A 26372-nucleotide genomic window follows, 5' to 3' on the forward strand; every position below is an offset into this window, starting at 1 on the left:
TAGAGCATGCGCCAGGAACACCAAATTTCAGTAAATTCCGGCTTGCATAGAGCCGAGTTAACGATTTATATTAAGCCCCATTTACTCCGCTAATGGACTTGGATGATTATTTCATTAACTTGCCAGCTCGAAGCGTATGGGTCTCTGAGGCTGTATTATTTGGTTCTTATCCTTCAATATAACCGATTTATCCGCTCATACTTATAAAAAACAGCTTCAAATACCCAATTGGTCCAATGAATTCAAAACCAATTGATGAAAAACAGCTCTGGCAGGAATTTCAGGCCGGTAGCCATCAGGCTTTTCAGCAATTACACCAGTATCACATTCGACACCTGCTCAACTATGGGCTCCGGATACACGGCTCACTATCAGCAGTAGAAGACTGCATTCAGGATGTCTTTGTTCAACTGTGGCATTATCGACAAGGAATTACCCGACCTACCTCCGTCCGTTTTTATCTGCTTAGAGCTTTGCGTAATCAACTGCGGACGCAATACCGCCGGGATCGGCCATTTGTATCCGGATGGGATGATGATGGCGAACAGGCCGGACAAAACCGTATCCCTTTTGATACTGAACCCTCAGCAGAAGATCAACTTATTTCTCTCGACATTGACGCCGAACGGAAAGCACTTATACACCAAACACTTCAGACACTCACGGCCCGGCAGCGCGAAATTATTTATCTGCGCTACTTCAATGATCTGACCTATGAAGAAATCTGCGAGGTTATGCAGGTCAATTATCAAACAGCCCGATCCCAGATTTATACCGCGATCAAATTGATCCGTAAAGAACTGAAAGACAGCGATATGTTTCAAATACTGATTTTATATTTCTTGTTTCAATAAAAAAAGTTCTCCTTTTCATACTACAAAAAGGGGGATAAGCTTCACTGTAGGGTAGATAAGCACTACTTTATGAAGCAATACGCCGATTACGCCCCCTTTGGCGCTGACGATTTTCTGACCGATCCCCTCTTTCGAGAATGGGTAGCCCGTCCCACCCCGGAAATAGATGCCTACTGGCGCGGACTACTAAAAACATGCCCCCACCTGCGCAGCCCGTTTGAGCAGGCCCGCCTGCTGGCGCAAGGAATGCAGTCCACCTGGACGCCTTTCTCGGATACCTACACCCAAGCGCTCTACCAAAAATTACAGGCGGAGTTGTCTGAGGATAAAACCTCAGTTGCGCCGAAGCGGCTATTTCGGCTGGTACCAAAGTGGGCTTACGCGTCAGCAGCATCACTGTTGCTGGCGGCGGGTCTTTCTGGCTACTGGTACTTCTTCCGGGAGAGACTTATACAAACCGGCAATGCCGAACTGACCACGGTGATGCTCTACGACGGTTCGGTGGTGACGCTCAACGCAAATAGTCAACTGCGGTTACCCGGGCGCGCTTCGTGGCGGGGGCAGCGGCAGGTATGGCTCTCTGGTGAAGCTGCGTTTGCCGTGCGCCGACAGCCCGGTGACCGGACTTCTTCCTTCCGCAAGTTCACTGTCCATACCCACCGGGCCGACGTGGTAGTACTGGGAACGCATTTCACGATTTACACCCGTCCCCAGCGTACACAGGTGTTGCTCGAAGAAGGCCGTATTGCGCTGGCCGACCCCGCCACCCGTGAGATCCAGACCATGCAGCCAGGGCAGTTGGCGGCCTATACGGGGGAAGAAAACGCTCCCCTGGTTGCTCAAATCGCTCCTGACCGCCAACGGACGCTGACGGCCTGGCGTGAGAATCGGCTCGTATTCGACAATGCCAGCATGACCGAACTGGCCCGGCGGTTTTCCGAAGTGTACGGATTGAAGTTGATCCTGAATGATAAAGCCTTTATCGGCCAGGAGTTCCGGGGCGAGCTTCCGGTCGACAATCTCGATAAGGCTCTGTTGATCGTAGGTGAAACGTTTGCGATGAACCCCGTGCGAGCGGATGACCAAGTCTATTTCGTGCCTAAGTAGTACCATTTAATAAGCCCCGCTAAGGGCAATCATTCCTAAACTAATTTTTCCGCCAAAACCCACCTACCCGATGCAAAAATCCTTACTTATCTTTCGTGTAAATCTGCTCACCGCCCTGCTGGTGTTGAGCAAGGTGAGCGATGTGGAAGCCCAAACGATGGCCTGGGCTAACCAGCAAACGCCCGCTGAACAGTCCGCCACGGCGCACGCCCGGTCTGCCCCAATTGAGCTTCGCCAGCTGCTCAACCAATTAGAGACCACGTATCAGGTACAGTTTAATTACAAAGCTTCATTGGTGAGCGGAGTGGTGGTCAGCTCGCCAGCTTTAATCGACTATGAAGGCCATATTGCTGATCAGCTCAACGCCTCGCTGGGCCCTTCCCGTCTCCGGTGCCGTGCCATTGATGCCCATACTTTCGTTATACAACCCCAGGCCAGCCCTAAAAAAGACGATTCGAATACACGTAAATCGACGCCCCTGGGTGGTCAGCCCTTACTCCATGCTGTTGGTACAGAATCCCTCCTTCAAAGCGATCTTGCGCCTGACCGGGTTCTGTCGGGGCGCGTGACTGACGGCAATAACGGCGAAGTTCTGCCTGGTGTCAGCGTGGTGGTGAAGGGTACTACCAGAGGCACAGTTACAGACGTCAGTGGACTTTATTCCATTACAGTGCCGGATGATAGCATCGTGCTGGTTTTTTCCTACGTGGGCTTTCTTTCGCAGGAAACAATTGTCGGTAATCGCTCCACAATAGATGTACAGCTGCTGCCCGGCAACAATTCGCTCGATGAAGTTGTCGTCATTGGCTACGGGACGCAGAAAAAAGTAAATCTTACCGGAGCCATCTCCACGGTTGATCTCAGTAAGCAGGAAAACGCCCCGATAACGAATTCGTCCCAATTGCTACAAGGCGTTGATGGGGTTTATGTTAACCAGCCCGGTGGACAACCCGGCCGCGATGTCGCTACGATTCGGATTCGTGGCGTGGGTACACTGAATAATAGCAACCCATTAGTGCTGGTAAATGGCATTGAGTTTCCTTTGGAGAATGTAAACCCAGCTGATATTGAGAGTATCTCGGTACTAAAGGACGCGGCCTCAGCTTCCATCTATGGGTCACGGGCAGCAAACGGGGTAGTGCTCATCACTACAAAAGGGGGCAAAAAAGGCAAGTTCACGGTTGATTACAATTACTACGCAGGTAACCAATACGTAAATTATTTGCCAGATTTTGTGAAAGATCCCGTGGAGTTCATGCAGTTCCGTAACCTGGCCCAACGGAACGAAGGGCGAACAGCAGTAGACTATTCAGATGCGCTAATCGAAGAATACAAACAGGGCGTTCTGAAAGATCCAAATATATACCCGAACAACGATTGGTATAACATCATGTTCAGGCCCGGTAGCATGCAAAATCATGATATTCGCTTTTCAGCCGGTACCGACAAACTCACCTATTCCCTATCCCTGCGCTATCTGACGCAGGAAGGCGTGCTACTCGGTACGAGTTCAAAGAATTACTCCCTCAACTACAATACCGTGGCCCAGGTCAGTGAACGCTTGAAAATTGGTGCGCTGATTAATGCTTCCTACAAAGACATTAAGGAGCCAGTGGCGGGAGTAGCTAACCTGATGGAAATGACCTTTAAAGCTCAGGCTTTCCATCCCACTTACCTTCCCGATGGTAGTTACGCCAACACCTTTATCCGAACCCCGGGCCACAATGTATTCCGCAATCCGCTGGCACTGGCCAACGAGGGAAAAAACAATACGACTCTCCAGCAGGTGCTGGTTAATATCTTCGCGGAATATCAGCTTCCCCTCAATATCAACTTTAAAATCAATGGCGCAATAAACAAAGCGGACAACCTCACGGCTCAGTTTGTCCCGGAGGTGTATACCTATCAGGTAAAAAACGGCGATCCGCAGCTCATTCCTTTCGATGGGCAGGGCAACCGGGGTACCCGACAAACCAATTCCGGGGCGCTCAATACCACTCTTTTCAATACGCTTACGTGGGAAGGGCTCATCGGCAGCAAACACAGCCTGAAAGCCCTGGCGGGTTATAGCCGTGAATCATTTGGCAGTCGTAATTTTTACGCCCGGAATGAAGGGTATCTTGGCAATACGCTTCAGGAACTGAACGCCGGCTCTGCAAACCCGGCGGTAGGAGGTACCTCTTCCGAGTCTCGCCTTCAATCATTCTTCGGTCGCGTGAACTATATTTTCAACGAAAAATACATTGCGGAAGCTAATTTCAGGTACGACGGCTCTTCCCGTTTTGCCCCGGGACGACAGTGGGGATTTTTTCCTTCCGTGTCGTTAGGATGGCGGATCAATGAAGAAAATTTTCTAAAAAACGTCCCCTGGCTTGATGAATTAAAACTGCGGACATCTATTGGCCAGCTGGGCAACCAAAATATTGGCCTTTTCAGGTATGTTAACCTGGTGGCACTGGGCGAGGATTATCCTTTTGGTAACACCATTTCGTCCGGCGCGGCGGTAAATGCTTACAATGACCCAACTATAACCTGGGAGACCACCACTGTGAGTAACATAGGGCTTGATGTTGGTCTATTTCGGAACAAGGTTACTTTCACGACAGAATTTTTCAAAAAGCGCACTACAGATATATTGAGCACGGTGCCCATCCCGGCTCAGGTGGGTTCGCTGGGCGGCCCGATACAAAACATTGGTACCGTCGACAATACGGGTATCGAGTTAAGCGGTGGCTTTACGCAAAATATCAGGGCATTCAAGGTGAACATGACGGGTGGAATCACCTATGTGAAAAATAAAGTAGTCGATCTGAAAGGCAGCGTGATATATGGTAATCGCACCATAATAACGGAGGGTTCACCCATCAACTCGTACTATCTCCTCAATGCTATTGGCATATTTCAGAGCCAGGAGGAGATCGATGGCTCTCCGGTGCAGAACTCGAATACCAAACCCGGTTATTTGAAATATCAGGACGTAAATGGGGACAATAATATTGCCGAGTCAGACCGCGTTATCCAGGGATCGAACATACCCAAACTGACGTACCAGTTCAACGCGAACCTCAGCTACAAACGCTTTTCACTCAGTGCTTTTTTTCAGGGCGTTGGCCGGGTTTACACTTTCACGGAGCGAATCGGCGCCATGCCTTTCTGGTTTGGCACCTCTGTCACCAGGGAATGGCTTACCAATGCGTGGACACCCGACAATCCCAACGCAACGCTACCAATCATAACGACCTACGAGGGAAGTACGGCGGAAAACTACCGTGATTCAAATTTCTGGCTCAAAAATGCTTCCTATCTGCGATTGAAAAACGTTCAGCTCAATTATGACCTGCCCGTCGACTGGGTGAGCAAAATCGGCATTCAGAAAGTCAAGCTGTTTGTCAACGGCCAGAACCTGCTCACATTTACGCCCCTCAAAGGATTTGATCCCGAGAAAAATCTCAACGGAACCAATTTCTATGAGTTCCCAACGGTCAAAACGTTCACCGCTGGTATCAATTTAACGTTTTAAGCTTACACTCATGAGAAAATTTATTACAGCATTTTTCGCTATTACACTTCTGATTTCTTTCCAAAGCAGCTGTACGAATGATTTGATTATCAACCCGCAGGATCAGTACAGCGAAGTTACCTTCTGGAACACCCAGGCCGACGCGCTGGCCGGCCTGACGGGGTGCTACAATACGTTGCTTGACTGCCAGAACTGGTTTTATGAAACAGATCTGATTACCGCAAATGGCCTGGCCTATAACGAATCCAACGGCACGGATCTTATAGCACGGGGGGTGCACACGCCTATAACCGACCTGATAGCCAGCCGTTGGGTGCAGGCGTATCGAGGCATCGGCCGAACGAATACTTTTTTGGCGAAAATTGACGGTATACCCAATATGACTGACGCCCTGAAGAACCGAACCATTGGCGAGGCGAAATTTCTGCGTGCCTTCTTTTACCAGGGGCTGGTTGATGTTTACGGCGGTGTGCCCCTGATCGTTGATCAGCCCGACTTGGCTACTCAAGCGAATCTGCCCCGCAACTCAAAAGAGGAGGTATTGGCCCAGATCATTAAAGATCTAGACGAGGCGATTCCCGCTCTTCCGGACAAGTACAGCGCAGCAAACGACCTTGGCCGTGTTACCAAAGGTGCTGCACTGGCCCTTAAATCGCGGGTTTTACTCTACAATGGCAGATGGGCCGAAGCCGCGACAGCTGCCAAAACCGTAATTGATAGCAAAACGTACACTTTGTTCCCCAGCTACCGGAATCTCTTTCTGCTTGCGAATGAGCGCAATGTGGAGGTTATATTCAATGTGGAGTATCAGTTGCCGCGCTTTTCGCACAGCCTGGACTACGTCAGTTACGTACTCAACCGCCCGGCCCCAACCCGCAATCTAGCCGATGTTTATCTGATGACCGACGGAAAACCCAAGGAAGAATCACCTCTTTACGATCCGCTGAAACCATATGACAATCGTGATCCTCGCCTGCTTCAAACAATGTATCCCGTAGGATATAAGTTCAACGGGCGGATAACGATTCCCAATAATGTGCCGACCACCGGCTTCGGCCTGAAAAAATATACGAATCTCACCGACGAAGACGCGCAGCCGGCCCCTGCCCAAAATAGAAATGAGATCAATCTCATTCTCATACGCTACGCGGAGGTTCTGCTTACCTACGCGGAAGCCCAAAATGAAGCGGTCGGACCGGATGCCAGCGTATACAGTGCTATCAATACGATCAGACGCCGACCATCGGTCAATATGCCGGAACTCCCCGTTGGTCTCACTCAGGCTGAAATGCGTAGCCAGATACGTCGTGAACGACGGGTTGAGCTGGCTTTTGAGGGCTTATATTACAGCGATACAAAACGCTGGAAGACCATTGAGATCGAAAACAACCAACCCGTTTTAAATTACCTGAACCAATCCATCCGTCAGCGTAATTTCGACAAAAACAGGGACTACTTGTGGCCTGTACCCAGTAATCAGATCCAGTTCAATGCAAATCTGAAACAAAACCAAGGCTGGTTTTAAAGAAATGGTGGCACAAGGATCAAACTAACTCAGCCCGATTGCTTATTCGCCAAGGGAAACTATCCAGAATCTTTTGAAAATCGAAACTATATGAAATTCAGCATTCCACGTTCTTACAAACCATTGCTTGGAGCAGGCATCCTGGTAGGCCTTGGCCTGCTGCTTAGTGCCAGATTTCAGCAACCTGCACCATCCCCTCCCAATGTCGTCTTGTTTTTCATGGATGATCTGGGCTACGGGGATCTGTCATCGACAGGTGCGTTGGAATACACGACCCCGAACCTCGACCGTATGGCCACGGAAGGATCGCGGTTCACCAATTTTTTGGTGGCGCAGGCCATTTGCAGCGCGTCTCGGGCGGCGCTGATGACGGGTTGCTACCCCAACCGGGTTGGGATATCCGGTGCGCTTGGTCCCAATTCACCTATCGGGTTAAACCCCGATGAAGAGACGCTGGCTGAGTTGTTGAAGAGCCGGGGTTATGCGACCGGTATCTTTGGAAAATGGCATTTGGGGGACCGAAAGGAATTTTTGCCCCTCCAGCAAGGCTTCGATGAGTACTACGGCGTCCCGTATTCCCACGATATGTGGCCTCTGCATCCGACCGCCAAATTTCCTCCGCTATATTGGATTGAGGGGAATGAGAAGAAGCAGGAAATCAAGAATCTGGCCGATGCCGGGGAGATCACATCCACAGTTACTGCCAAGGCTATTTCGTTCATTCGGCGCAATAAAAGCAAGCCTTTCTTTTTGTACGTCCCCCACCCATTGCCCCACGTGCCTCTGGCAACTTCGGCTGCGTTTCGGGGCAAAAGCAAGCGGGGTATTTTCGGCGATGTGCTCACCGAATTGGACGCATCCATTGGGCAGGTGATGGATGAACTTAAAAAACAAGGTATTGACAGAAATACGTTGGTGATTTTTATCAGTGACAACGGTCCCTGGTATAACTACGGCGATCACGCCGGATCAACCGGTGGTTTGAGGGAAGGGAAAGCCACTACGTTTGAAGGAGGGAACCGGGTACCTTGCATTATCCGCTGGCCCGGCATGGTGCCTGCTGGCAGGGTTAGCAACAAGCTACTCACCACGATGGACATTTTGCCAACGGTAGCCCGATTGTGCGGAGCCAAGATGCCAAAAAAACGAATTGATGGAATTGAATGGGTGGACTTACTGAAGGGTGACGATACGCTGACACCGCGCGACCATTTCTATTACTATTTTAGAAAAAACAGCCTGGAAGCCATTCGGCAGGGCGACTGGAAACTGGTATTTGCCCATCCGGGTCGAACCTACGAAGGGTTTCTGCCGGGACAGGATGGTAAACCGGGTGCCACCGATGAAAAACATCAATTTCCAATGGCTCTTTACGACCTGCGACGCGATCCCGGCGAACGGTACAACGTAATAGAGCAACAACCCGAACTGGTGGCCGCTTTGAAGAAACTGGCCGATGAAGCCCGGTCTGATTTAGGAGATGACTTACAGAGTCTTACAGGAAAAAACCGTCGCGAACCCGGACGGAGTAACCAATAATTTTTGGATACAAGGCTCAATTGGTTGGACTACCTATCACGAGCAACTGATCGCAGAAGGCTGCAAACGACTTATTATGAACGCCATCAACTATTGGAACCTGCTGCATCTAACAGACAAAATACAGGCTTGCCCAAAGCTGGCAGCGTACGAGGAACTACTTGTGATGATCCTGCGCTCTAACACGCATACCTGGCATCATGTCAATCTACAACAGGGCTGCCTGTGCCACAGAGTACGATTTCTCTGAGGAGAGTCCAATGGCAGTGCTGTTTGATCTGGAATAGGCATCCCAAAGTGAGAAAAGGTCTTGATTTGGAAATTTGTAATCCTTTTCAGAATGTGCTATATGGTTTCCAGCCCGAGTGAATCAGCTACACTTGAGCCGTGACGGTTTCTGTACCTTTTTTTAATTATACCCATTGTTGGGCTAACTAGGAGGATTCTATAAAATCACTTTTCCTGTTCCAATTTCTTTTTTTTTAGGAGATAATAGACTGTGGAAACGATGGAATCATTACTCGAACTCGTCAGCGTGTAGGCTTGCACAAACTCATAGCCCATGGTGCTCATGAAGTTAAGAGCGTCAACAGCGGAATTGAACTGAACTGGCCTGTCGTTCTCATCCCTAACTTCGGTGTCTTTTGTGACCAACGCTTTATCTTCCTGACCAAAATCGATATCGATTGTCACTTTGGGAGACAGCAAAACAGGAGTGACTGCGATTATGGCGTGTTCTGATTTCAAATTTCTAATTGAAACGCCATTTACGCTCTGGGACCGGGCGGACAGATACCCCGTCAGCGCAAGGCATAGGAGGATCAGGGTTTTTCTCATGGACGATGTGGATGGATGATTTTTAGCGGCTCTCCGTTTTCGAGTAACATTCGTCAAAAGGACTTAGGGTGAAAAGTTATTGTAAAATCGTAACTAGCGCCTTCCGGTAGCGCTTCACGCTGGATTGGCTGATGCCAGTCAGGTTGACGATCTCGGCCACCGACAGGCCCTTCTGGGTGGCAGACTTCACCTTCTGGAAATTCTCCTGGTTCACGCCGGCGCGTCGGCCGATGTGTTTGCCCTGGGCCTTGGCCAGCAACTGGCCGGCGCGGGTCTTCTCCAGAATCATTTCGGGCTTCTTTTAGTAAATGGACAAAGAATGGCGCTAAGCACTTTACGATCTCAATGGGCGTAAGCCATTCTCCTCAAATTGATCGACTTTCTGAAAAGTGTAACGGCCTAACCGGTTAATATGTGCAAACCTGGCCGGAGACAGATGCCCAAAATCATTTTCATCCACTGTGTGCCCATCCTCCTGATGCTTTTTGAGGACTTCCTGAGTATACGCCGTGTTCCAAACCACAACCAAATTAGTCAGAACGTTCAAACAGCCGGCAGTCTCTTGCTGGGCATCCTCCTGTTTCCTCCGGAGATGGCCGTCGCCACCAAACCAAAGCCACGCACGAAGCGCGTGCAGCTGCTCCCCCTTGTTAAGCTGGGCATGGATGCGGCGGCGCAACGGTTTGCTTTGCAAATATCGCAGAATGAAGGTTGTTTTAACCAGTTTCCCGTACTCTTGCAAGAGTGCCGTCAAATGGTGTTGCCGCGGGTACCCCTGTAATTTGCTGATTAGCAGTGAGGATGTTACCCACCCGCTTTTTAGTGTGGCCGCAACTCGTAGCAGGTCATCCCATCTGGCACGGACGTATTCTGGTCGGAAGTTTGAAGTGAATTTAAGCGAGGGATACCGTAAGTCCATTCCCTTAATCCGGCAAAGCCGTTGGTTTGCCAGGTCGCGCAGCCTGGGAGAAAAGAGCAGCCCTAACAAATCGAACAAGGCGAAAACAATATCTGTATATCCGCCGGTGTCTGTTGTGTGCTCTACAATTTCAAGATCTGTCTCGTTACCCAGTATTTCATCCAGCACATAAGTCGCATCCCGGATTGTCGACGGTACAGATCTACTACCATACTGGGCATACTGGTCTGAGGTATGGGTAATGAGCGTATACCCCCTGCCGTAACCGTAATAACGCGGAATGGATTGTGCATTACGGATTTTGCCGCTTACCGGAAAGCGCTGCCCGTCAGAAGAAGACAACACCCCGCTGCCCCAATAGGAGGACAACCAAAGTTCATGTTGATAGTTAACCAGCCGGACCGTAGCCCGTTTGAGAGTCTCTTCCCTGATGTAATTGGTCGACACCCACCAAAGTGACTGATAGTCAAGACCTGTACTCTGGGCCATTTCGGCCAGGGGAATATTACATGCTCCCGCAAGAAGTGCTGCATACAACAATGCCTGGTGGTCTTTACTCTTGGATTCATTCTCCAAACCTGTCAGTTCACTGGAAAATCCTGTCCAATTGTCTACTTCGACCAGCAAATCAGTTAGCTCAACCCGCGGCAACAACCTGTCGACAGCTGCCCGAAGCGCTTTTAACGAATCAGGTACGTCATCCGCCTTTAACGGAGTTACTACCAGCTCACCCTCATCATCCAGACGAATATCACCGCCATCGGCCAGTATTCTTTCCATCAGCGGCAAGTGTGATTCCAGTTCCGAAATTTGCTCATCCAACCGGTAGGGTGTTGCATCCCTGTAGCCTAAATAGGTAAGCAATTCGGTACGATGCGCTTTCCAGTTGGCTTCCGGGATCAAATAAGTATCCGGACTCGCATATTTCCGGGAGTGATTCACATAGACATCTCCCGACCGGAGCCGGTCCCGCAGCCGGGCCAGAACACTTAACTCATAAGCGGGTCTGTCAATTTGCCCCTTTACAGGCTCAACGAAGGATTTCCAGGATGGCAGCATGAATTTCATAGGTATTTCATCAGGACTCTTTCGCTTTCTGCTCGTTTGCCAGTCGGCTACCAATTGAAGCGCCTGTTCAAAATCATCCCCTGCAAAGACATGCTCGAAGGTCAGGATATCCAAAAAACTGGCAGAAAAGGATTTAATGGATCGGTAGCGGTTAACAAGAAAGTGGTGAAAAGTCCTTGGCCCTTGTTTGGTCAGCCTTTGCATGATACTGATGGCTTCTACTAACTCGCTTCTGGATACGCTGGCATATATACTAGCTCTCAATTCGGCAGCCGGAATGTTGATCTCATCCACAATAGGTTCGGCAGCCTTTCCCAAAGTAACAAGTGCGCCATCCCTGGACTTGACTTGTTTCAGTTGGTACTCGGTCAGCTCCCGCGCTGATTGGCCACAGATATCCTCCCAGTACTCATCAAAAAGCCTCAGGGTATAATCCGTGATTGTAATGTATGCTTCCAGGCAAAAAGCAACCAGCATGGGGTAACGTTTTGTGCCGGACATTCGCATCACTGCCTGATTGGTCTTACTCCTGGCCAGGACTGCAAGCCGCTTTCGACGGTTGGGATGCAGACTGCTGGTATCCCATTGTTCGATACCGAGCTTGGCAAGATATTGCCGTTTATGCAGCATGAGTTTGATTTGGTTCGCCGTTGGACTAACCGGAGGTTTTGAAAGCCAGTTGTGTGGGGTTATCTTCAAGACTGTGTCAACGGTCAGAAGCTTGTCTAATTCCTCTTTGAAGGAATCGGTCAACAGTGTCGAAAGCCGGCGATAGGTTTCCTGATGCGCTAAATCAGCTAGGGAAACCACCAGCCGCTCCAGTTCGATAATGGCTGGCCTTAAAATTCCTTCTTTCCTTAGCCAGTCACATGCCAGAGATAATAGCACATGTTCGTTATCATGCTCTAAGGCTCGCTCCAAAAGCCAACGCTCCAGGGGTACCGTATCGATTAGGGGTTGCCACCTTCTTCGTTTTAGATACGAAAGGATCATGTATGAATGTTCCGAGATCGTTTTTTCCCGACTTCCATAATTGTTAAGGCATCGCGGATCGTCAATGGCCAGTTGTCCCGCAACATAATTGATCAGATTGTCCGGTACCTTCCGGTACCATTCCTGGGGCAAATGGTTCATCAACCTTATAACCGTCAACTGGAGGGCAAACCCTAGCCTGTTGTGATCACGCCGCATACCGGCTACCAGCAGATGATCTGTTGGGGATAGAAAACAATACCGGATTAAATCCTCCTGCGGTAGATCAGATGGAATGCTTTGATAACGTTCGCGTTCTTGATCAGAAAGAAATTCAGCGGGCATAGTTTTGATCCGGCGGAGTGGTGGCAAAAAAACGTTCGTTTACAGGTACAGCTCCTTACTTCTGGAAAAGAGGCGGAACCTGGTGAAAAAGTTGTATCCAAAACTTATCTACTTTATGAATGTACCGTATATTGCGAATTAATGAGTATCAGATACAAACTACAAAAATCAATGCGGGTAGGATACGCACGGGTCAGCACCCAGGAGCAAACATTAGATTCGCAGACCGATGCTTTACGTCAGGCAGGTTGCGAACGGATTTATGAAGACAGAATATCCGGAACGAAGTCCCGTAAACCGGAATTTGAATTGATGATGGGTTTCTTACGTAAGGGGGATACCATCGTAATCTGGAAGCTGGACCGGCTGGGGAGGTCGACACGTGGGCTTATTGAACTCGTTGAAGAACTTGGCAACAAAGGCATCCATCTGGTGTCTCTCAATGATCCTATCGATACTACTTCACCCGGAGGCTTGCTAGTGTTCCAAATATTCTGTGCGCTTGCTGAACATGAGCGCAATGTCATTGTGCAGCGTACCCGTGCCGGACTCGAGTCGGCTCGTGCCAGAGGGAGAAAAGGTGGTCGACCAAAGGGATTAGCTGTAAAATATCAGAAGATGGCTCCTTCGGTAAGGGATCTTTATGAACTAGGCCAGCAGTCTACAACCCAAATCATGAATTCCTTTCAGATTGGAAGTCGCAGGACATTGTACAAGATACTTCGTCACGCCGGGGTTAGCATCAGGCCGGTTGAGCGCTCAATACGTAAGGATGATTGAAATTCCCGGGCGGCGTTCCGCTTAGCGCTATTCTTTGGTCAGATACTAAAAGAATCCCATTTCGCGGTCGTACTCGGCCAGGGCGGCGAAGATGCCGATCACCAGCTTGCCCGAGGGCGTGGCCGAGTCGATGCCCAGGTCCAGGGCCTTGAAGACGATGCCGCGCTCGGAGAAGTTGCCGATCAGCTGGATCAGGTGGTCGCGGCTGCGGCCCAGGCGGTTGAAGCGGGAGACGACCACCGTGTCGCCGGGGCGGAGCAGGGCGAGCATTTCGTCCAGGGCTGGGCGCTGCACCGAAAGGCCGCTGATTTTTTCCTGGAAGATGCGGTCGCAGCCGAACTTCCCGAGCGCGTCGAGCTGGGTGTCGGTGTTCTGGTCGGCGGTCGAGACACGAGCGTAACCAAAGGTCTGGTTCATGGGACAGTCAGGTGAAAGAGCCATTAAGTCGGGTCCATAAAGGTACTCTTTCTTTTGAGCTGGCCCTACTTTTTGAACCTGGTTTCTGGTCGTGCAGCGATAGCGGCAGGTAGACTCAGCGACCGGTTCAGAAAGGTATGGATTGTTGAACCCCTGTTAGTCCCAAAGCGCCGCTATGCCGACGATGCCCGAAGGCCGTGGAAGTTTGCGTTGTATTGTGGAACTTCTATTTAATTAAATAATTTATTCCAACGACCTAACATGCTTACTACATAATTCGGTTGCAATATATATATGGGTGTACTCAATTCTAAGCCTCCTGGATCCGTAGGTTCTGGGAAAAGGATAAAGAAGCTGTTCATTGCCGAATTTGATTAGTGTCTATTATCATCTGTTTGAGTTAGAGAAGCACCTTGTTAACGCATGCCTATCCTGCGTAGGACACACGCTGACCATTAAGGTAAAGATCGAATCTGCCAGCCGTGGCCTGCTGCCAAGCCATTTTGTACTCGTCCTCGTCAATCTCCGCACATACTTCCCAGAGGGCGTCATACTACGTCTTGTGGCTCAACAGGTCAGATCCATTTCCATAAAATGAATGCCAGGAATGTCAGTGAGAAAAACAATCATTTCGTAACAGGGTGTTCGGTTGTCGTCGGACAGTTTGTAGTAATGCCAGGCATATTCTTTATTGTGGCGTTTGAAATAGTGAATCTTGCTCATGATTGCATTTAAAAGGAAAATAAAAGTAATGATTCTGCCGTAAATTTCAGCCGGGCCCGCCGTAAGCCTGACCAGCATCAAAAATGTATTAAGTGTGTTGTGGGAAACGTTGCACAAGTTTTCATCGCTCCCGTAATACCGTTTGACCCCGTTAAGCCCAGAAGCACTCAAAAAAGCTTCAATAGTCGTGATGCTGTAAAAAGAAGACTGCCAATGAAATTGCCACCATTATTGGCCTAGGGCGCAATGCTAACTGGAAGCAATAGGGCAAAAAAAGGGACTTTTAAGCGGTTATTAGTAAGGTAGGTGAAATCAAATGTTATGTATAAATTCCAATTTACTATATGCAGCAGCGGCTGACTGTCTAAATCGGTAGTTTCAATCTAAGAAGCTAGATAATGATAAATTAGAAATAATTTCCATTATTAAAACGCAATTATAACAGTATAAAATTGTTTCTGTTCAAATTTAATTAATATCTTTGACTTATAAAGCCGTCTAATTTTATGCCCAAACTAGATAGATCCGAATTCAAGCATAACGCCAAAGTATTCGAAAAGACATGCCTCTGGTGTGGGACTGTTTACTTCGCCAGTCGCTCCACGGCTAAATACTGTTCCTCCACCTGCCGAGGATACGCCAATCAGGCGAAAAACGGCGAAGAAACGGTACCCTACGAGGAAACCGATAAAATGATTTCGGCGCTTCTTTCGGAAAACGCCCATTTGAAAGGTTTGCTCCAACGCTATACTATTGAAAATGAAGAACTGCGTAGACTTATTGCTGAGGCACACAACCCTTTGTAGGGCCGCAATACTGCCCTGTTCACTACCCTACTCCTTCGGAAAATACCGGCGTTCGAACTCGCTGTATGAAAACGCCGCCGGGTTCAGATTCTGATTATCCAATAGCGTGATGTTAATATCGTATGCGGTTTTGTAGATTTGATCTGCGGGTACGCGTTGAAGGATGCGGTTAATTTGCAGGCTGGAAAGTTTTAACTTTGCCAGGATCTCTTTGGGTGGCACCTTTCCCGGTACTTCCACTGCCACGATCTGGGCTGCCGATTCACTCTCCGTTTCCGGAAATAGCTGTTGCTGTCCTGAGTCTATGTCGGGAGAAGGTTTTAGTGATGCACTCGTGGCAAAATAGAACCTTATTCCTTCTACTTTTCTGCCTTTCTTAACCAGGTCATAAGTAAAGGCCATATCACTGCTTTTCAATTCTTTCTTAGCAGCGTTGATCACTTTCAATTTGAAATCCTGAAATCTTTCGTATTTCTCCCGTAAATTAAGCATTTCCCGGAGTTCATCAATCTCGATGTAGCGCTGGCCAAAGGCCTGGTGCTGCTTTAGTAGCCAATAGAGCCGATAACTGTAAAAGCTCTTCAATCGGAATAACTGCTTTATCTCCGCCTGAGTGAAGTTACCGGCCAGGTTTAACAGGTAGGGTTTCAGTTTATTGTTAAACTGTGCCGTAATTGTTGCCTCCCCCTCCTGGTATGCAACCATCGCCATGAGCGGTAGCACGATAAACTTCTTTCGCATTCCCCCACTGTTCCCTTCCACCAAGGATTCGATCTGAATTACTTTCTTGCTCAGGCTGACACAGGAATCTTTGATAATTTGGTAAGTTTTACCACCCGAAGCCTTATCCATGAAATCGGTTAAATGGATCTGGCATTCGGAAAATTCGGTGTCGGCTTTGCTTAGACGCCCTAGTAGTGAAATGAAAAGTCTCATTTCGTAAGTTGACATATCAAACTTCGCATTGACCAGATGATTATGCTGAGTGGCCTTTTTGGTGATGTGCTTTTCCATTACGATAAATATTTATTCAATATAGCGACAAAAGAAGTATTTTTTCGTCATATCCTTGCATTAATTTAACCATATTGATATTCTCCGCAGTTTTAAGGCACCCCTCGGTGGACTTTAGTCGTCATATGCCGTTTTTGCCTTCCAACGGTGGACTTTTGTCGCTATATCCGGTTTTTGTCTTCAAGAAGTGGACTTTTATCGTCATATGGTGGACTTTTGTCGTGTCCAAAGTGGACTATCGTCGTTTTTTTGGTGGACTTTTGTCGTCCTGTAAGTGGACTTTTGTCGTGTCCAAAGTGGACTTTTGTCGTTCTTTGTGTTTATAATATGTTATTTATCAGCGATTTACCTTGACTGTAATAGAAAATAAAAAATAAAAAAAAAACGTAAAGGCGTTCTAAGATTAATAGTTAAAAATTAAGAAGGCAAAATAAACAGTCAGTGCGTCTCCTAGTTGAAAATAGAATATTGCTAATCAGGCCGTTATCCAATCTATAAATTTTGTTCAAAAATAATAGTTGAAGCTAGGGGCAGTGGACTTTTGTCGTCATATACGGTCCTTAGGTCTCTTTGAGTCCATAAAATGATACAATTATCAACCTGACGCCATATAGCAAGGATAATACAACGACAAAAGTCCACCAGGACCAGTGGACTTTTGTCGTCAAATGGCCTGTATAAAACAGAAACATGGATTTATTGTTATTTCAATCAACCATCATTATCGGTTGAGCAGCACATATTCAATCAACACGCAAATAATCATATTTATCTATGGTACAGGTATTTCAAAATGCTATCTTAATTGCATTTGGGACATCTGCTTTGACAGTCATTGGATTGCTGGGAAATGATGTCATCAGGTCATTATTCAAGAAACCTTCTTGAAGCCAACCACGACTATGTTCCCGTAAGAACGATTTTCTCAGCTGCAAGGGTTTCATAGGACCTTGCCGAACTTAAATTACCCTGACGGCTGACAGACCGCCAGGGCGTGAACACAAACCTCTTAAAATTTGTCATCACTACTCAAATATAGTGAATCAAGTGCTTTCGATCATTGTATTCAAAGTCCGATAAATAGATATTGAGATCTTTTCTAAATACTACATAATTCATAATCTTTTGACTTTTAGCAAAGTATCATTACCCAGCTGAAATTTTAGATGTCTTCCACCTGCTTTCTCATAAATCTCGATTTCCATCGTCTTGCCATCAGCCAAGGTACAGTTTGGGATAGCAATTACCTTTTCAAGGTTTTGTAATCCGTTCAGATGCGTAATACTCATGGGATAATCCATTAGAACCGAAATCTCATTGTCTTGAGCAGCCATTCTCTTAATATGGTTCTTGTCCCGAACAAAAACCTTGATAAAGTCTATTTGATAGGGCATCAGGCTCTTGTTTTTCATATTCAATTTCAAATACAGGACATTATTCTCATCCAAGAATATCCCTTTCAAAAGCACATTCATGTCGCTTTTACGCGCTCCTAACTGCCGGATAAAATCCTTTCTTACTAATACTTCGAGTGATGAGGCAATGAGCGACTGTTCCAAATAGCCTCCTTCCTCCATCAAGTAAGTGTTTGGAGAATTATTGGAACTCTGTCCAATACCAAGAGAATGGGTTGCTTGGTTGTCGGCAGCTATGTTGTTGGAAATGTTAATGTTGAAAACTTCGGGGTTATCATTATACCGAATCAGGAAGCTGAAAAGCCCACCGTCATCTGTGAACACCGTCATATTTGTTTCACCAGAAAAGCCTTTGGCATCAGATTTCACACGAAGCACATTCAGCAGTTTTTCCGGCACTGTAGCGATCACCACATCACTCCCCGCATCAAAATCCTGTATTTTAGACGGGAAAATGATATGTGTTGTCTTGCTGTATGAAAGCTCGATGGGATAGCTCCCCCGTACAGATGCCTTGGCAATTGGAAGAATAAAAGGATGCGGTTCAATCTCAATCGTTCTCAAATAGGTTGACGACATAGCACTGTTTGAAATAATTGAGTCATTCCCAGCAATCTGTGAAATGCCCCCCTGGCCAAACATTAAAATTGTCCAGAAAAGATTCAACGTCTTCCACATGACTCTGTTTCGCTTCATTCTAATTAGTTTTATTTTCATCATAAACTTCATCTTCGTTTAAATTTATTTCCGACGTTACCGTCCCGGATCGCAATAATATCTGGTAGTTGGGTCTTATTTGGGCTTTCGGTTGTTGGACTTTTTTGGTCAGGATATTCTTTCCGACATTGAGAGCCATTCCAACCCCTTGTGAAGCCAATTGGCCGCCAACCTGCTGTCCAACGGAACCGCCCACGATATAGCCTGGGCTGGCAAGCTGGGTAGAACCCTGGACAACAGAGTTATTTGTGCGCTGCTTCAGATTCATATCTGGGACGTACAATCCTTTACGTCCATCAAGGTCATACGCTTCCATTTTAACGTTATATATATAGTTATCCATCCGGATCGAACTAACGGTAATATATATACGATCACCATTAATCCTTGATATGCCATAAACAAGCGAGTTCTCAGGAAGAATGAGCGGCTCACCCTCAATCCCTATTACTGACTCTTCCTTCATTCTTATCGCCACTGAGGAGCCGTTAGTGATAGTAATCTCATTCCCATCACCGTGGACAACTGCACTAATTGACCTACTTGTTTTCGATGGTCGAGTATTTCTTACCTTTTGACCATTGAGTCCATAAAAGGAGTTGCCACCCTCGCGGCCATTGGTACCGATTATTGCTCCATGGTACGGTTCGACCTTGTGGATTGCGGTTGTCGTAGTAGAATTAGCACGTCAAGAAACAGGTGTTCTATCCTGGGTCACTAACGTGCCTGTACCCGGTTGCCCTTGCTGTTGTATCTGTTTGTCAAGAAGATCAAGAAGTTTTTCATTTGCCTGGATTCTCTGCCTTTCCTCGATACCCATTCTATCTTGTCCCGATTGTTCCTCTTGGCTGAGTAAGGGATTTCGGTATATGGCATCAATTGTAGTATTGACATTTCGATTGAGGCCTCGTTGTTGCGCGTGACTATTTTCCCAAACTCGATTCTTTTTTTGCTGACTACTTAGATTGACTTCATAGGATGCGACAGAGCCTCCTCTCTTTGATTTAGCCCCCATTTCTGCCGTAAGGTTATTTACGGCCTTGTCAGTGTTTGAAGCGATTCCTAAGGAATTGCCCGTCTCTCCATTCAGCATCTTGGAATTGATGTTGGAGTTGTCGTCAAAAGAGATACCCAAGCCATTGACATCGTTCATAGGAGTTTCCACTGAATAATTCCCGTACTTCTTAACTTTTTCCAAATCCTTCACCTTTGCGTCGGGGACTGTCATGGCCAACCCAAGGTCATCCTTCGTCCCTTCTTCGGGCTTTCCAATCCATCCTTGGATATTACCCATGATTCCCACCGCAACCAAGATGGGTACAGGAAGTAATAAAACAAAAAGGTGCTTGGAGGGCTTTGAAAGCTGCTTAGCCTTCTCAGCTTTTATTTGGGTGGTCTTATCCATTTTTTATTCAAATGAATGGAAACAATAAATCAACGAAGTAGTAAAAAGCCACCAGCCAGATGATGGCGAGCAAAAGAGACATGGTACGCACTCCAATCCTATGCTGAAGGGAATTCAGGGCATTACCAGTAGATCGTGTCTTGGCTTTGATCGCCTTCCTAATGCCTGCACCCAATTCATAACCTGAAAGCCTGAATTCGTTTTTTCCTTTTTTCACACGTTGTCTGATAGCTCCCATGGCAATTACCTTATGGTTTCCTCTTTAGCATCGCTACGCTGTGTAATCCGAAAATTCCTGAGCAAAAACCCCTGTGGATTTACTTCAGACCGGGTAACATCCACTAAGGACGCTTCCGAAGCCAATAACCGCGTACTTTTGTTCGTTGCTCGTTCCTGTATTACTTTGAAGACAGTTCGCACCCTATAAGGGTATTTCTTCATATCAAGCTCGACGTCTTCCACCACTATTTTTTGGTTGGTATTGGTTTGAATGAGCCTTTGGTAAAAAGAGTCCTCTTTCAGTCGTTCAAAGGTCATTTTCACGGACTCATCAGCTAAGAAAGAGGCTTTCACATAGTTCGCTTCAATAGAACGGGCATCAGGCGGGTTAGTAAAAAATAGTTCATGGAAACGAGTCACATGAAATATGGCTTCGGCCGGTCTGTTCTCCATAACATTAGCGCTGAATGCTTCAAGAGCAACTCCCCGGTTCACGACAAAAATTCTTTTCGAGGCATCGGCGGAATGCCTGTAGGCCATTATCACTGAAATGATACAAGTGAGCAGACAACCAATCACAACAGTCATGACTAGCACTCTAGCGCGCTGATGGCCTTTTTCCAAATCGAGCAATTCCTTCATTTACTTATTCTAAAAGGGTCTTTTGATTTTTTGTATCGTCGAATACCTGTAACGTTACCCCATGATTGTGGATGTAAGTCACGCTAGTTTTTGCGTTGAATTTCTTATAACACCAAACAACACAACCGATTGTCATCATCAATGAAAGTATCGAAATCACGATTGCCTCCAACTGAATTCTCATAAAGCTCTCGTAAATTGATTTTCTTTCCATTAGTTGCTCTGCTTTGAGTTATTTGAAAAACCACGAGACGGCCCCCTGGCAGCCGAGAAAAATCCCCCGACACGGGAAGGCCCCCCCCCCCACCACCACCCATTCGGTTAATTGCCGTGTCCTTGATTATAGAACCGATTGGGCCCGAAGTACCTAATACGGAAGTAGCCATTGTTCCGCTGGAAATACGCTTGCTTCCAAATCTGCCAGCGGAGTTAGTACTTGAAGCAATTTTGCCAGTTAGCCCCTGAATCATTCCTGATGATCCTCCCACTACCATAATCATGTTTGTGATGGATGGTATCTGCATGTAAAGCACCAGTAGGATGATCAGGACGCCAGTATATACCAGCCCAAACGCAAAAGGATCCTGAGAAGGTAAGGTGGTAGACATATCCCCAGAGGCCATCATCTCGTCCAGAAAACCCATGTTAAGCGTTACTGCGATATTCTGGTAAATGCCTGCAACCATTGGAAGAAGAGCGTAGTTCACGTATTTACCAAACCATTCCAAGACGTTGTTACTCAGACCATCGAAAATAGCGAAGGCAATAGCCAGAGGCGCTACTATTCTGAGTATTATTCGATAAACCGCCGAAATGAGGTATAGAATAATATAGGCAATGTCACCCAAGAGCGACAGCATGGATTGGGTGAAGTCATACAGGGCAGATTTGAAATCATCCGACATTTTGCCGACCGCGATGTTAAATGATTTGGTTACAGCCGCAAACATATCGTCACCCGGTTCACCAAACTCCATGGCGTAGGCATCGTCATTGTCCTCGATTTGCTTCCACTTTTTCTTTACAGCGTCTTCGCGTTTTTTTTGCAGCATGGCCACGCGATTCTTGACTGATTCGTTATCTGCCTGAGCCGCAACGGCTACCTTTTGAAAGGTCGTATCGATGAGTGTGGTAATCTGAGGAACAAGTCCGATCAGAATCATAAGGGCAAAGGGGCGTAACAGCGGAATGAAGTTGATACCTTCGTTTCTGATAATTTGACTGGATATCTTTGAGGCAATGTAAAACAGTCCGGCAATGCCCGCTATAGCCCGGGAAGCGTTCATAAGCTCGACGCCGATTCCACTATTGTACGTGTTCTCAGCAATTTCCTTGGCGTACATTGCATCGATGACCTTCAAAAGGTCGGTACTACCAAAGGCCAGGATGGATAGGATGCTCATTGTGGTTTTGGTTTAGTAGTAGATTGACCCTTGTATTTTTCGGCGATGGTGGCGTTGGCAGCATCCAGCTTTTCATTCATTTCTTTGGTATACTGATTCTTGAGTGGCGTCACCGTTTCCTGGATAATCTTGCTTCTCTGCAAATCAACTCTTTTTTCATAGGCATCCCAGAGAGGACCGCATATCTCCTCCATTTGGTACTCCCAGTCCTTAAGCGCTTTATCGAAGGCATTCTTGCCTTTGTCCTCATAATGGGTGGTGAAAGTCGCCCCACTTGTAGAATCATAGTGCATGGTAGTGGCAAAGAATGTATTCTGTGGTGTAAGCTGAGGAATCATAGGACAAGCACCCTCCCTCATTTTGATATTGAAGAATCCCGTTTTTGTTGTCTTGGGAATCTGTAAGCTGGCTAGGGATTCTGCTTCCAGTTCGGCTATCTGTACCTTTGTGTTGTACTCCTGGTAAAGCTGCTGCTGGATCATGGCGGATTCCTGCGCCATTTTCCGCTCAACATCAAAATCTACTTCCTCGTTGTCATATTCATTGCCATAGGTGTAGCCGGGGAATTCGTCCACACCCGAAAAGATACTTCCACCGTTATGGGTAACGTCAGCGGCAATATTGTACAAGCGAGCGGTAGCCGCTTTGTCTTCCACACCGAAAGACCTCCGTAGTGAGATATAGTTTATCCGTCCCACGTATCTGCGTATTTCACCGTTCAACCGTTTCAATTTGTCTGAAGCTTCATTGATTCCACGCAGTCGGGAACCGTCGTCCATAGTGGAGTTTTTCTGTTGCACAACTTCCGCCAGGTCGGTTGTGATGGCGGCTACCTCCTTGCCGAAAGCCACGAAGTCTTTTGATATGACGCTGTACTCGGTGGATAGAATGTGATTGTCAGCTGCCATGACCCGGCCGTAGTTGTTAATCAATGAAAGCGTGGTGCGGGCTTCTTTGGCAAGATCCATCCCCCTACCCACCTGTCGGACGAACTTGGAGATTTGCACCAGTTTTTTTACGTTTCCCACGAGCTGGCCAAAGGATGGTTCCTGGAAAAACTTGATGATGGTGGTTACGGTAGTGTGTATAGGATCATAGGTCACCATTTGGGCGAAACCTTTGTAAGCTCCTATCCATGAACAAAAGAGTAGAAAAGCGAGGTTTAGGCGGTATGTTTTCACAAAAAATGGGCTTTGAAGTTTGACTATATTCTGGTTTTAAATCCGATCGCCTTCGGGCCAAAGTGACACTGTGTCACTTTTGAAATTTGTCGTAGAGTTAGTCCATCGCAAAATGTTCCGCTCGCTCTCCTCTACTCCACGCCCGGATTGCCTTCTCGGTGTTTCCTTTGTAAGCAGTTTCTGCCAGTTTCTGGATTTGCTCGACCTCGCTTTTCTTGGTGGTGAAAGCCGCGTAGGCGGTCGGGGAAACTTCGATTCCGTACACCTTGGTCAAATCCTTGAGTATGACACAGGCTTCCCGATAGGGCGGTCGCTTGTGGTCGAGGGAGCGATTTACGCTCTGGACAATGGCGGATTGCTTGGGACTTAAGCCTAAAAGGCCCTCGATCTCGGAAAACCGATTTTCGTAATTCTTCTGATCCAGTAGCACCTTTACATCGGAATTATTGATAATGGCGTCTTTCACCACCTCGTTGCCCACCAGGTCGTCAAGTTCCTGGGTCACTACGATCAATGCCCCATCGTGTTTTCGGACTGTCTTGGAAGCCCATCTCAGGAAGTTGGCAAACTTCTCCTTTGCAAGCGCTTTCCATGCTTCCTCTATAATGAGTGCCTTAATCACACCTTTCACCGTGAATAACTTCCTAACGTAGGTGTTCATAATCATAATGGTCGTGACTGGGAACAGCACCGGGTGATCCTTTATGTTATCTAGTTCATAGATGACAAAGGGCAAATCCATGAGGTCTATATTAGCGCGTGAATTCAGGAGAAACCCATATTGCCCATCCCGATAGTAGGGTTTCAGGCAGTAGAGAAAGTTGGTCAAATCAAACTCCCGTCCCTCCCGTCCCCCGTTTGCAGAAAATATATCCGGGTAGGTTTGTTTTGTGAAATCATAAAAAGTGTCAAAACAGGGGAACATTCGGTTTGAGTGGTTCCTATTGTTACGGAGGATATGGTAGTAGTTGTGAACAATATCCCGAATCGTCGTAAGCTCGGCATTTGTCACCGTTTCATTATCCGATTTCCACAGTGACAAAAGGAGCTCGGCCAACGCATCTTCATCCTCTTCCTGAGGGCTTTCGTCTTTAAAGTAAAACGGATTAAAACTGATCGGGTTCTCCTTTTCGTAGGTTACGTACCTTCCGCCCATGACATCGCACAGTCTGCGGTAGCTGTGGCCAACATCCACAATGCTTACATGCATACCCGCTGTAAGTAGGTAATACACCATGTTATTGGTAAAGAAGGATTTCCCGGATCCCGAGGGCCCAACAATGAAAGTGTTTCGATTGGAGATAGATCCTTTTTTCAAGGGCTCATCAAATAGATCGACCATTTTGGGATTGCCAAAACGATCGGTCATTCTGATCCCAGACTTCGAAAAAGGAGCATCATTGTAGTTGGTCTCGATGGCCAGCAGACAGACAGCTTCCTCGATAAAGGAAGTAAGCAGATTGTCTATGCCCAGTTCTCCAATATTACCGGGAGTACAAGACCAGTAAAGCGTCGAAACATCGTGTCTGGCCAATCTGGGGACAATTCCGATATTACTAAGGGCAGACGCCGTGCTGGCGCGAAGAGCCTCCGCCGTTTCTCGATCCCTATCCCAGACCATGATACTGAAATGTGCTTTGACCGCTGTCCTTGCACTTTTTTCCATCTCGAGGAGATATTCGTCCTTGTACCCCATGGAAACCTGATTTCCCTTTTCCCATTCTGAAAATGAGGTGTGCCTTTTTATTTCCGAAACCAGTTTCCTTGAAAGGGCGTCCCGGTCTTCAATCAGGATGACCTGGTTATAGATATGATTGAAAGAAAGTCCCAATCCCAAAAACGCGCCCGTGCTTACCGGGATGCTGTACCGCTCGGATGAATACGGTTCGTAAATGACAGAATTAGTCACGACTGGCGGAAAAACGCCCAACTCAGAGATAACGTAAGTGAAGGCGGTTTTGCCACCGATTTGAATGGATCCGTCCACGGCCGTCTCCACCTCATGCAGACTCCTGTCATCGAAACTTAGACTCGTGTAGTTTTCCAACAAACCCGTTTTGCTGGCATCACCGACAATTTCTTCGATTTCCAATGGCCGTATGCTTGCTTTCCCGGAACCATTCAACAGATACTCGAACTGTTCACAGGAGTCTAAAAAGACTTCCCATGTCTCGGGTAACAGTACTTCTTTCGGCACCAGGTGCCTTTTCAGTAAAGAAGAGTGCTTGGAAGAACGAGATTTAATATCGCTACTTGGCCGGGTAATGAATATATAGGCCCTATGCTTAATGCAAGAGCGTTTGGCAAAATGCAGTTCATTATCAAAGGCTACAAAGTTCCCGTTCCTAATTGTGGGGCTTTTAAGATCTGCTTCGTAGGCCTGGGAAACATACCAATCCTGCTTATGCATGATATAGCCTACGGGCAGCGTTTTTATCGCGCTAACGTAGGCCTCCGTCAGAATGTCTATTTCACCGTCAGACGAGGTGAATATTTCAGGATGCACTACTTCAAAGGCCATTGTAAGATCGCAGTTGACTGAAATCATTATCCCCGTTTCCTTGTCTATTCTGAAAATGGGGTATATCTCCTCAAACCTTTTTACCCGATTGTTCATGATTTTCTCCCCTTTATGGTTATCTCCTGTTTGACTATTGATCTGATCAATCTGTACCGCACGATGTGTTTCGGCTGTAGGCTCCGCACGGGCAGCTTATCAAATCCCCATCGTCCGTGCGATTTATTGTAGCTCGTTGGGATGAGAAAGGAAGCCAACAAGCCCAAGCCTAGAAATACGATGTTTAAAAGAACTGGAACACCCAATATGTGAAGCAGCAGTGTAGTCATGATAAATCCTACCGCACCGCCAGCGGCGTAATAAAAATACCGCCCTCGCAATCCTTTGAACTCAATCTCATTGTCGATGCCTCGATAAATGGAGTACTTCTTCATATCTGACTAAGG

The 26372-nt window shown here is 47.1% G+C and carries 22 protein-coding genes; 7 read left to right on the forward strand and 15 right to left on the reverse strand.

Annotation, left to right across the window (positions count from 1 at the left end):
* The first annotated feature begins 236 nt into the window (after positions 1-236).
* The 5 genes from GBK04_RS29645 to GBK04_RS29665 all read left to right on the forward strand — a co-directional run bounded on the left by GBK04_RS29645 (position 237) and on the right by GBK04_RS29665 (position 8545).
* The gene (locus tag GBK04_RS29645) at positions 237-854 is read left to right on the forward strand and encodes an RNA polymerase sigma factor (protein ID WP_152766810.1); all 618 of its coding nucleotides are present in this window, start codon (positions 237-239) and stop codon (positions 852-854) included.
* A gap of 69 nt (positions 855-923) precedes the next feature.
* Positions 924-1961, forward strand: coding sequence for a FecR family protein (locus GBK04_RS29650; protein WP_152766811.1), 1038 nt, complete (start codon positions 924-926; stop codon positions 1959-1961).
* A 70-nt stretch (positions 1962-2031) separates the two neighbouring features.
* Positions 2032-5481, forward strand: coding sequence for a SusC/RagA family TonB-linked outer membrane protein (locus GBK04_RS29655; protein ID WP_373331557.1), 3450 nt, complete (start codon positions 2032-2034; stop codon positions 5479-5481).
* Positions 5482-5491: 10 nt separating this feature from the next.
* Positions 5492-7006 (forward strand): RagB/SusD family nutrient uptake outer membrane protein, encoded by a 1515-nt coding sequence (locus GBK04_RS29660; RefSeq protein ID WP_152766813.1) that lies wholly within the window; start codon positions 5492-5494, stop codon positions 7004-7006.
* 90 nt (positions 7007-7096) lie between these two features.
* Positions 7097-8545: a sulfatase family protein gene (locus tag GBK04_RS29665; protein WP_152766814.1), complete on the forward strand. Its 1449-nt coding sequence runs from the start codon at positions 7097-7099 to the stop codon at positions 8543-8545.
* A 453-nt stretch (positions 8546-8998) separates the two neighbouring features.
* Here the strand turns inward: GBK04_RS29665 and GBK04_RS29675 are convergent, their stop codons facing one another.
* From GBK04_RS29675 to GBK04_RS29685, 3 genes are all read right to left on the reverse strand, one after another.
* A complete protein-coding gene (locus GBK04_RS29675) occupies positions 8999-9382 on the reverse strand; it encodes a hypothetical protein (protein WP_152766819.1) in 384 nt (127 codons plus the stop codon).
* Between the two features lie 76 nt (positions 9383-9458).
* On the reverse strand, positions 9459-9671 hold the full coding sequence (locus GBK04_RS29680) for a hypothetical protein (RefSeq protein ID WP_373331558.1): 213 nt from the start codon (positions 9669-9671) through the stop codon (positions 9459-9461).
* Positions 9672-9716: 45 nt separating this feature from the next.
* Complete coding sequence (locus tag GBK04_RS29685) at positions 9717-12686, reverse strand: Tn3 family transposase (RefSeq protein WP_152755870.1); 2970 nt, start codon at positions 12684-12686, stop codon at positions 9717-9719.
* 171 nt (positions 12687-12857) lie between these two features.
* Here GBK04_RS29685 and GBK04_RS29690 point away from each other — a divergent pair, with 171 nt between their 5' ends.
* Entirely contained in the window at positions 12858-13466 is a 609-nt protein-coding gene (locus GBK04_RS29690) for a recombinase family protein (protein ID WP_152755868.1), read from the forward strand.
* Between the two features lie 45 nt (positions 13467-13511).
* On the opposite strand, the gene GBK04_RS29695 is transcribed toward GBK04_RS29690, so the two are convergent.
* Together GBK04_RS29695 and GBK04_RS31490 are read right to left on the reverse strand one after the other, a co-directional pair.
* Positions 13512-13883, reverse strand: coding sequence for a recombinase family protein (locus GBK04_RS29695; protein WP_152766821.1), 372 nt, complete (start codon positions 13881-13883; stop codon positions 13512-13514).
* A 567-nt stretch (positions 13884-14450) separates the two neighbouring features.
* Positions 14451-14606, reverse strand: a complete 156-nt coding sequence (locus tag GBK04_RS31490; protein ID WP_373331559.1) for a hypothetical protein — start codon at positions 14604-14606, stop codon at positions 14451-14453.
* Positions 14607-15112: 506 nt separating this feature from the next.
* Between GBK04_RS31490 and GBK04_RS29700 the strand changes: the two genes are divergently transcribed.
* The gene (locus GBK04_RS29700) at positions 15113-15412 is read left to right on the forward strand and encodes a hypothetical protein (RefSeq protein WP_152766823.1); all 300 of its coding nucleotides are present in this window, start codon (positions 15113-15115) and stop codon (positions 15410-15412) included.
* 27 nt (positions 15413-15439) lie between these two features.
* Here GBK04_RS29700 and GBK04_RS29705 read toward each other — a convergent pair whose 3' ends face one another.
* The 10 genes from GBK04_RS29705 to GBK04_RS29750 form a co-directional block, all read right to left on the reverse strand.
* Positions 15440-16426 (reverse strand): replication initiation protein, encoded by a 987-nt coding sequence (locus tag GBK04_RS29705; protein WP_152766826.1) that lies wholly within the window; start codon positions 16424-16426, stop codon positions 15440-15442.
* Between the two features lie 1115 nt (positions 16427-17541).
* Positions 17542-18537, reverse strand: coding sequence for a conjugative transposon protein TraN (gene traN / locus GBK04_RS29710; RefSeq protein WP_373331560.1), 996 nt, complete (start codon positions 18535-18537; stop codon positions 17542-17544).
* A 1-nt stretch (position 18538) separates the two neighbouring features.
* Positions 18539-19219: a conjugative transposon protein TraM gene (gene traM, locus GBK04_RS29715; RefSeq protein ID WP_373331575.1), complete on the reverse strand. Its 681-nt coding sequence runs from the start codon at positions 19217-19219 to the stop codon at positions 18539-18541.
* Positions 19220-19246: 27 nt separating this feature from the next.
* Positions 19247-19963 carry a hypothetical protein gene (locus GBK04_RS29720; RefSeq protein ID WP_152766831.1) on the reverse strand — a complete coding sequence of 239 codons (717 nt, stop codon included), beginning with the start codon at positions 19961-19963 and terminating at the stop codon, positions 19247-19249.
* Between the two features lie 7 nt (positions 19964-19970).
* On the reverse strand, positions 19971-20201 hold the full coding sequence (locus GBK04_RS29725) for a hypothetical protein (RefSeq protein ID WP_152766833.1): 231 nt from the start codon (positions 20199-20201) through the stop codon (positions 19971-19973).
* A gap of 5 nt (positions 20202-20206) precedes the next feature.
* Positions 20207-20824 (reverse strand): conjugative transposon protein TraK, encoded by a 618-nt coding sequence (gene traK / locus GBK04_RS29730; protein ID WP_152766835.1) that lies wholly within the window; start codon positions 20822-20824, stop codon positions 20207-20209.
* Between the two features lie 104 nt (positions 20825-20928).
* Complete coding sequence (locus GBK04_RS29735) at positions 20929-22227, reverse strand: TraJ family protein (RefSeq protein WP_152766837.1); 1299 nt, start codon at positions 22225-22227, stop codon at positions 20929-20931.
* Entirely contained in the window at positions 22224-23408 is a 1185-nt protein-coding gene (locus tag GBK04_RS29740) for a hypothetical protein (protein ID WP_152766839.1), read from the reverse strand. Before GBK04_RS29740 ends, GBK04_RS29735 begins: the two co-directional genes overlap by 4 nt.
* 97 nt (positions 23409-23505) lie before the next feature.
* Positions 23506-26025, reverse strand: coding sequence for a TraG family conjugative transposon ATPase (locus GBK04_RS29745; protein ID WP_152766841.1), 2520 nt, complete (start codon positions 26023-26025; stop codon positions 23506-23508).
* On the reverse strand, positions 26022-26360 hold the full coding sequence (locus GBK04_RS29750; RefSeq protein WP_152766843.1) for a DUF4133 domain-containing protein: 339 nt from the start codon (positions 26358-26360) through the stop codon (positions 26022-26024). The genes GBK04_RS29745 and GBK04_RS29750 overlap by 4 nt, the downstream gene beginning before the upstream one ends.
* Positions 26361-26372 lie beyond the last annotated feature (12 nt).

This window comes from Salmonirosea aquatica, from assembly GCF_009296315.1.
GTDB classification, from domain to species: Bacteria; Bacteroidota; Bacteroidia; order Cytophagales; family Spirosomataceae; genus Salmonirosea; species Salmonirosea aquatica.

Bases quoted from the DNA above. Each gene is read 5' to 3' on its own strand.
- GBK04_RS29645 (WP_152766810.1), top strand. From the start codon at position 237: ATGAATTCAAAACCAATTGATGAAAAACAGCTCTGGCAGGAATTTCAG.
- GBK04_RS29650 (WP_152766811.1), top strand. From the start codon at position 924: ATGAAGCAATACGCCGATTACGCCCCCTTTGGCGCTGACGATTTTCTG.
- GBK04_RS29655 (WP_373331557.1), top strand. From the start codon at position 2,032: ATGCAAAAATCCTTACTTATCTTTCGTGTAAATCTGCTCACCGCCCTG.
- GBK04_RS29660 (WP_152766813.1), top strand. From the start codon at position 5,492: ATGAGAAAATTTATTACAGCATTTTTCGCTATTACACTTCTGATTTCT.
- GBK04_RS29665 (WP_152766814.1), top strand. From the start codon at position 7,097: ATGAAATTCAGCATTCCACGTTCTTACAAACCATTGCTTGGAGCAGGC.
- GBK04_RS29675 (WP_152766819.1), bottom strand. From the start codon at position 9,382: ATGAGAAAAACCCTGATCCTCCTATGCCTTGCGCTGACGGGGTATCTG.
- GBK04_RS29680 (WP_373331558.1), bottom strand. From the start codon at position 9,671: ATGATTCTGGAGAAGACCCGCGCCGGCCAGTTGCTGGCCAAGGCCCAG.
- GBK04_RS29685 (WP_152755870.1), bottom strand. From the start codon at position 12,686: ATGCCCGCTGAATTTCTTTCTGATCAAGAACGCGAACGTTATCAAAGC.
- GBK04_RS29690 (WP_152755868.1), top strand. From the start codon at position 12,858: ATGCGGGTAGGATACGCACGGGTCAGCACCCAGGAGCAAACATTAGAT.
- GBK04_RS29695 (WP_152766821.1), bottom strand. From the start codon at position 13,883: ATGAACCAGACCTTTGGTTACGCTCGTGTCTCGACCGCCGACCAGAAC.
- GBK04_RS31490 (WP_373331559.1), bottom strand. From the start codon at position 14,606: ATGAGCAAGATTCACTATTTCAAACGCCACAATAAAGAATATGCCTGG.
- GBK04_RS29700 (WP_152766823.1), top strand. From the start codon at position 15,113: ATGCCCAAACTAGATAGATCCGAATTCAAGCATAACGCCAAAGTATTC.
- GBK04_RS29705 (WP_152766826.1), bottom strand. From the start codon at position 16,426: ATGGAAAAGCACATCACCAAAAAGGCCACTCAGCATAATCATCTGGTC.
- traN (WP_373331560.1), bottom strand. From the start codon at position 18,537: ATGAAGCGAAACAGAGTCATGTGGAAGACGTTGAATCTTTTCTGGACA.
- GBK04_RS29720 (WP_152766831.1), bottom strand. From the start codon at position 19,963: ATGGATAAGACCACCCAAATAAAAGCTGAGAAGGCTAAGCAGCTTTCA.
- GBK04_RS29725 (WP_152766833.1), bottom strand. From the start codon at position 20,201: ATGGGAGCTATCAGACAACGTGTGAAAAAAGGAAAAAACGAATTCAGG.
- traK (WP_152766835.1), bottom strand. From the start codon at position 20,824: ATGAAGGAATTGCTCGATTTGGAAAAAGGCCATCAGCGCGCTAGAGTG.
- GBK04_RS29735 (WP_152766837.1), bottom strand. From the start codon at position 22,227: ATGAGCATCCTATCCATCCTGGCCTTTGGTAGTACCGACCTTTTGAAG.
- GBK04_RS29745 (WP_152766841.1), bottom strand. From the start codon at position 26,025: ATGAACAATCGGGTAAAAAGGTTTGAGGAGATATACCCCATTTTCAGA.
- GBK04_RS29750 (WP_152766843.1), bottom strand. From the start codon at position 26,360: ATGAAGAAGTACTCCATTTATCGAGGCATCGACAATGAGATTGAGTTC.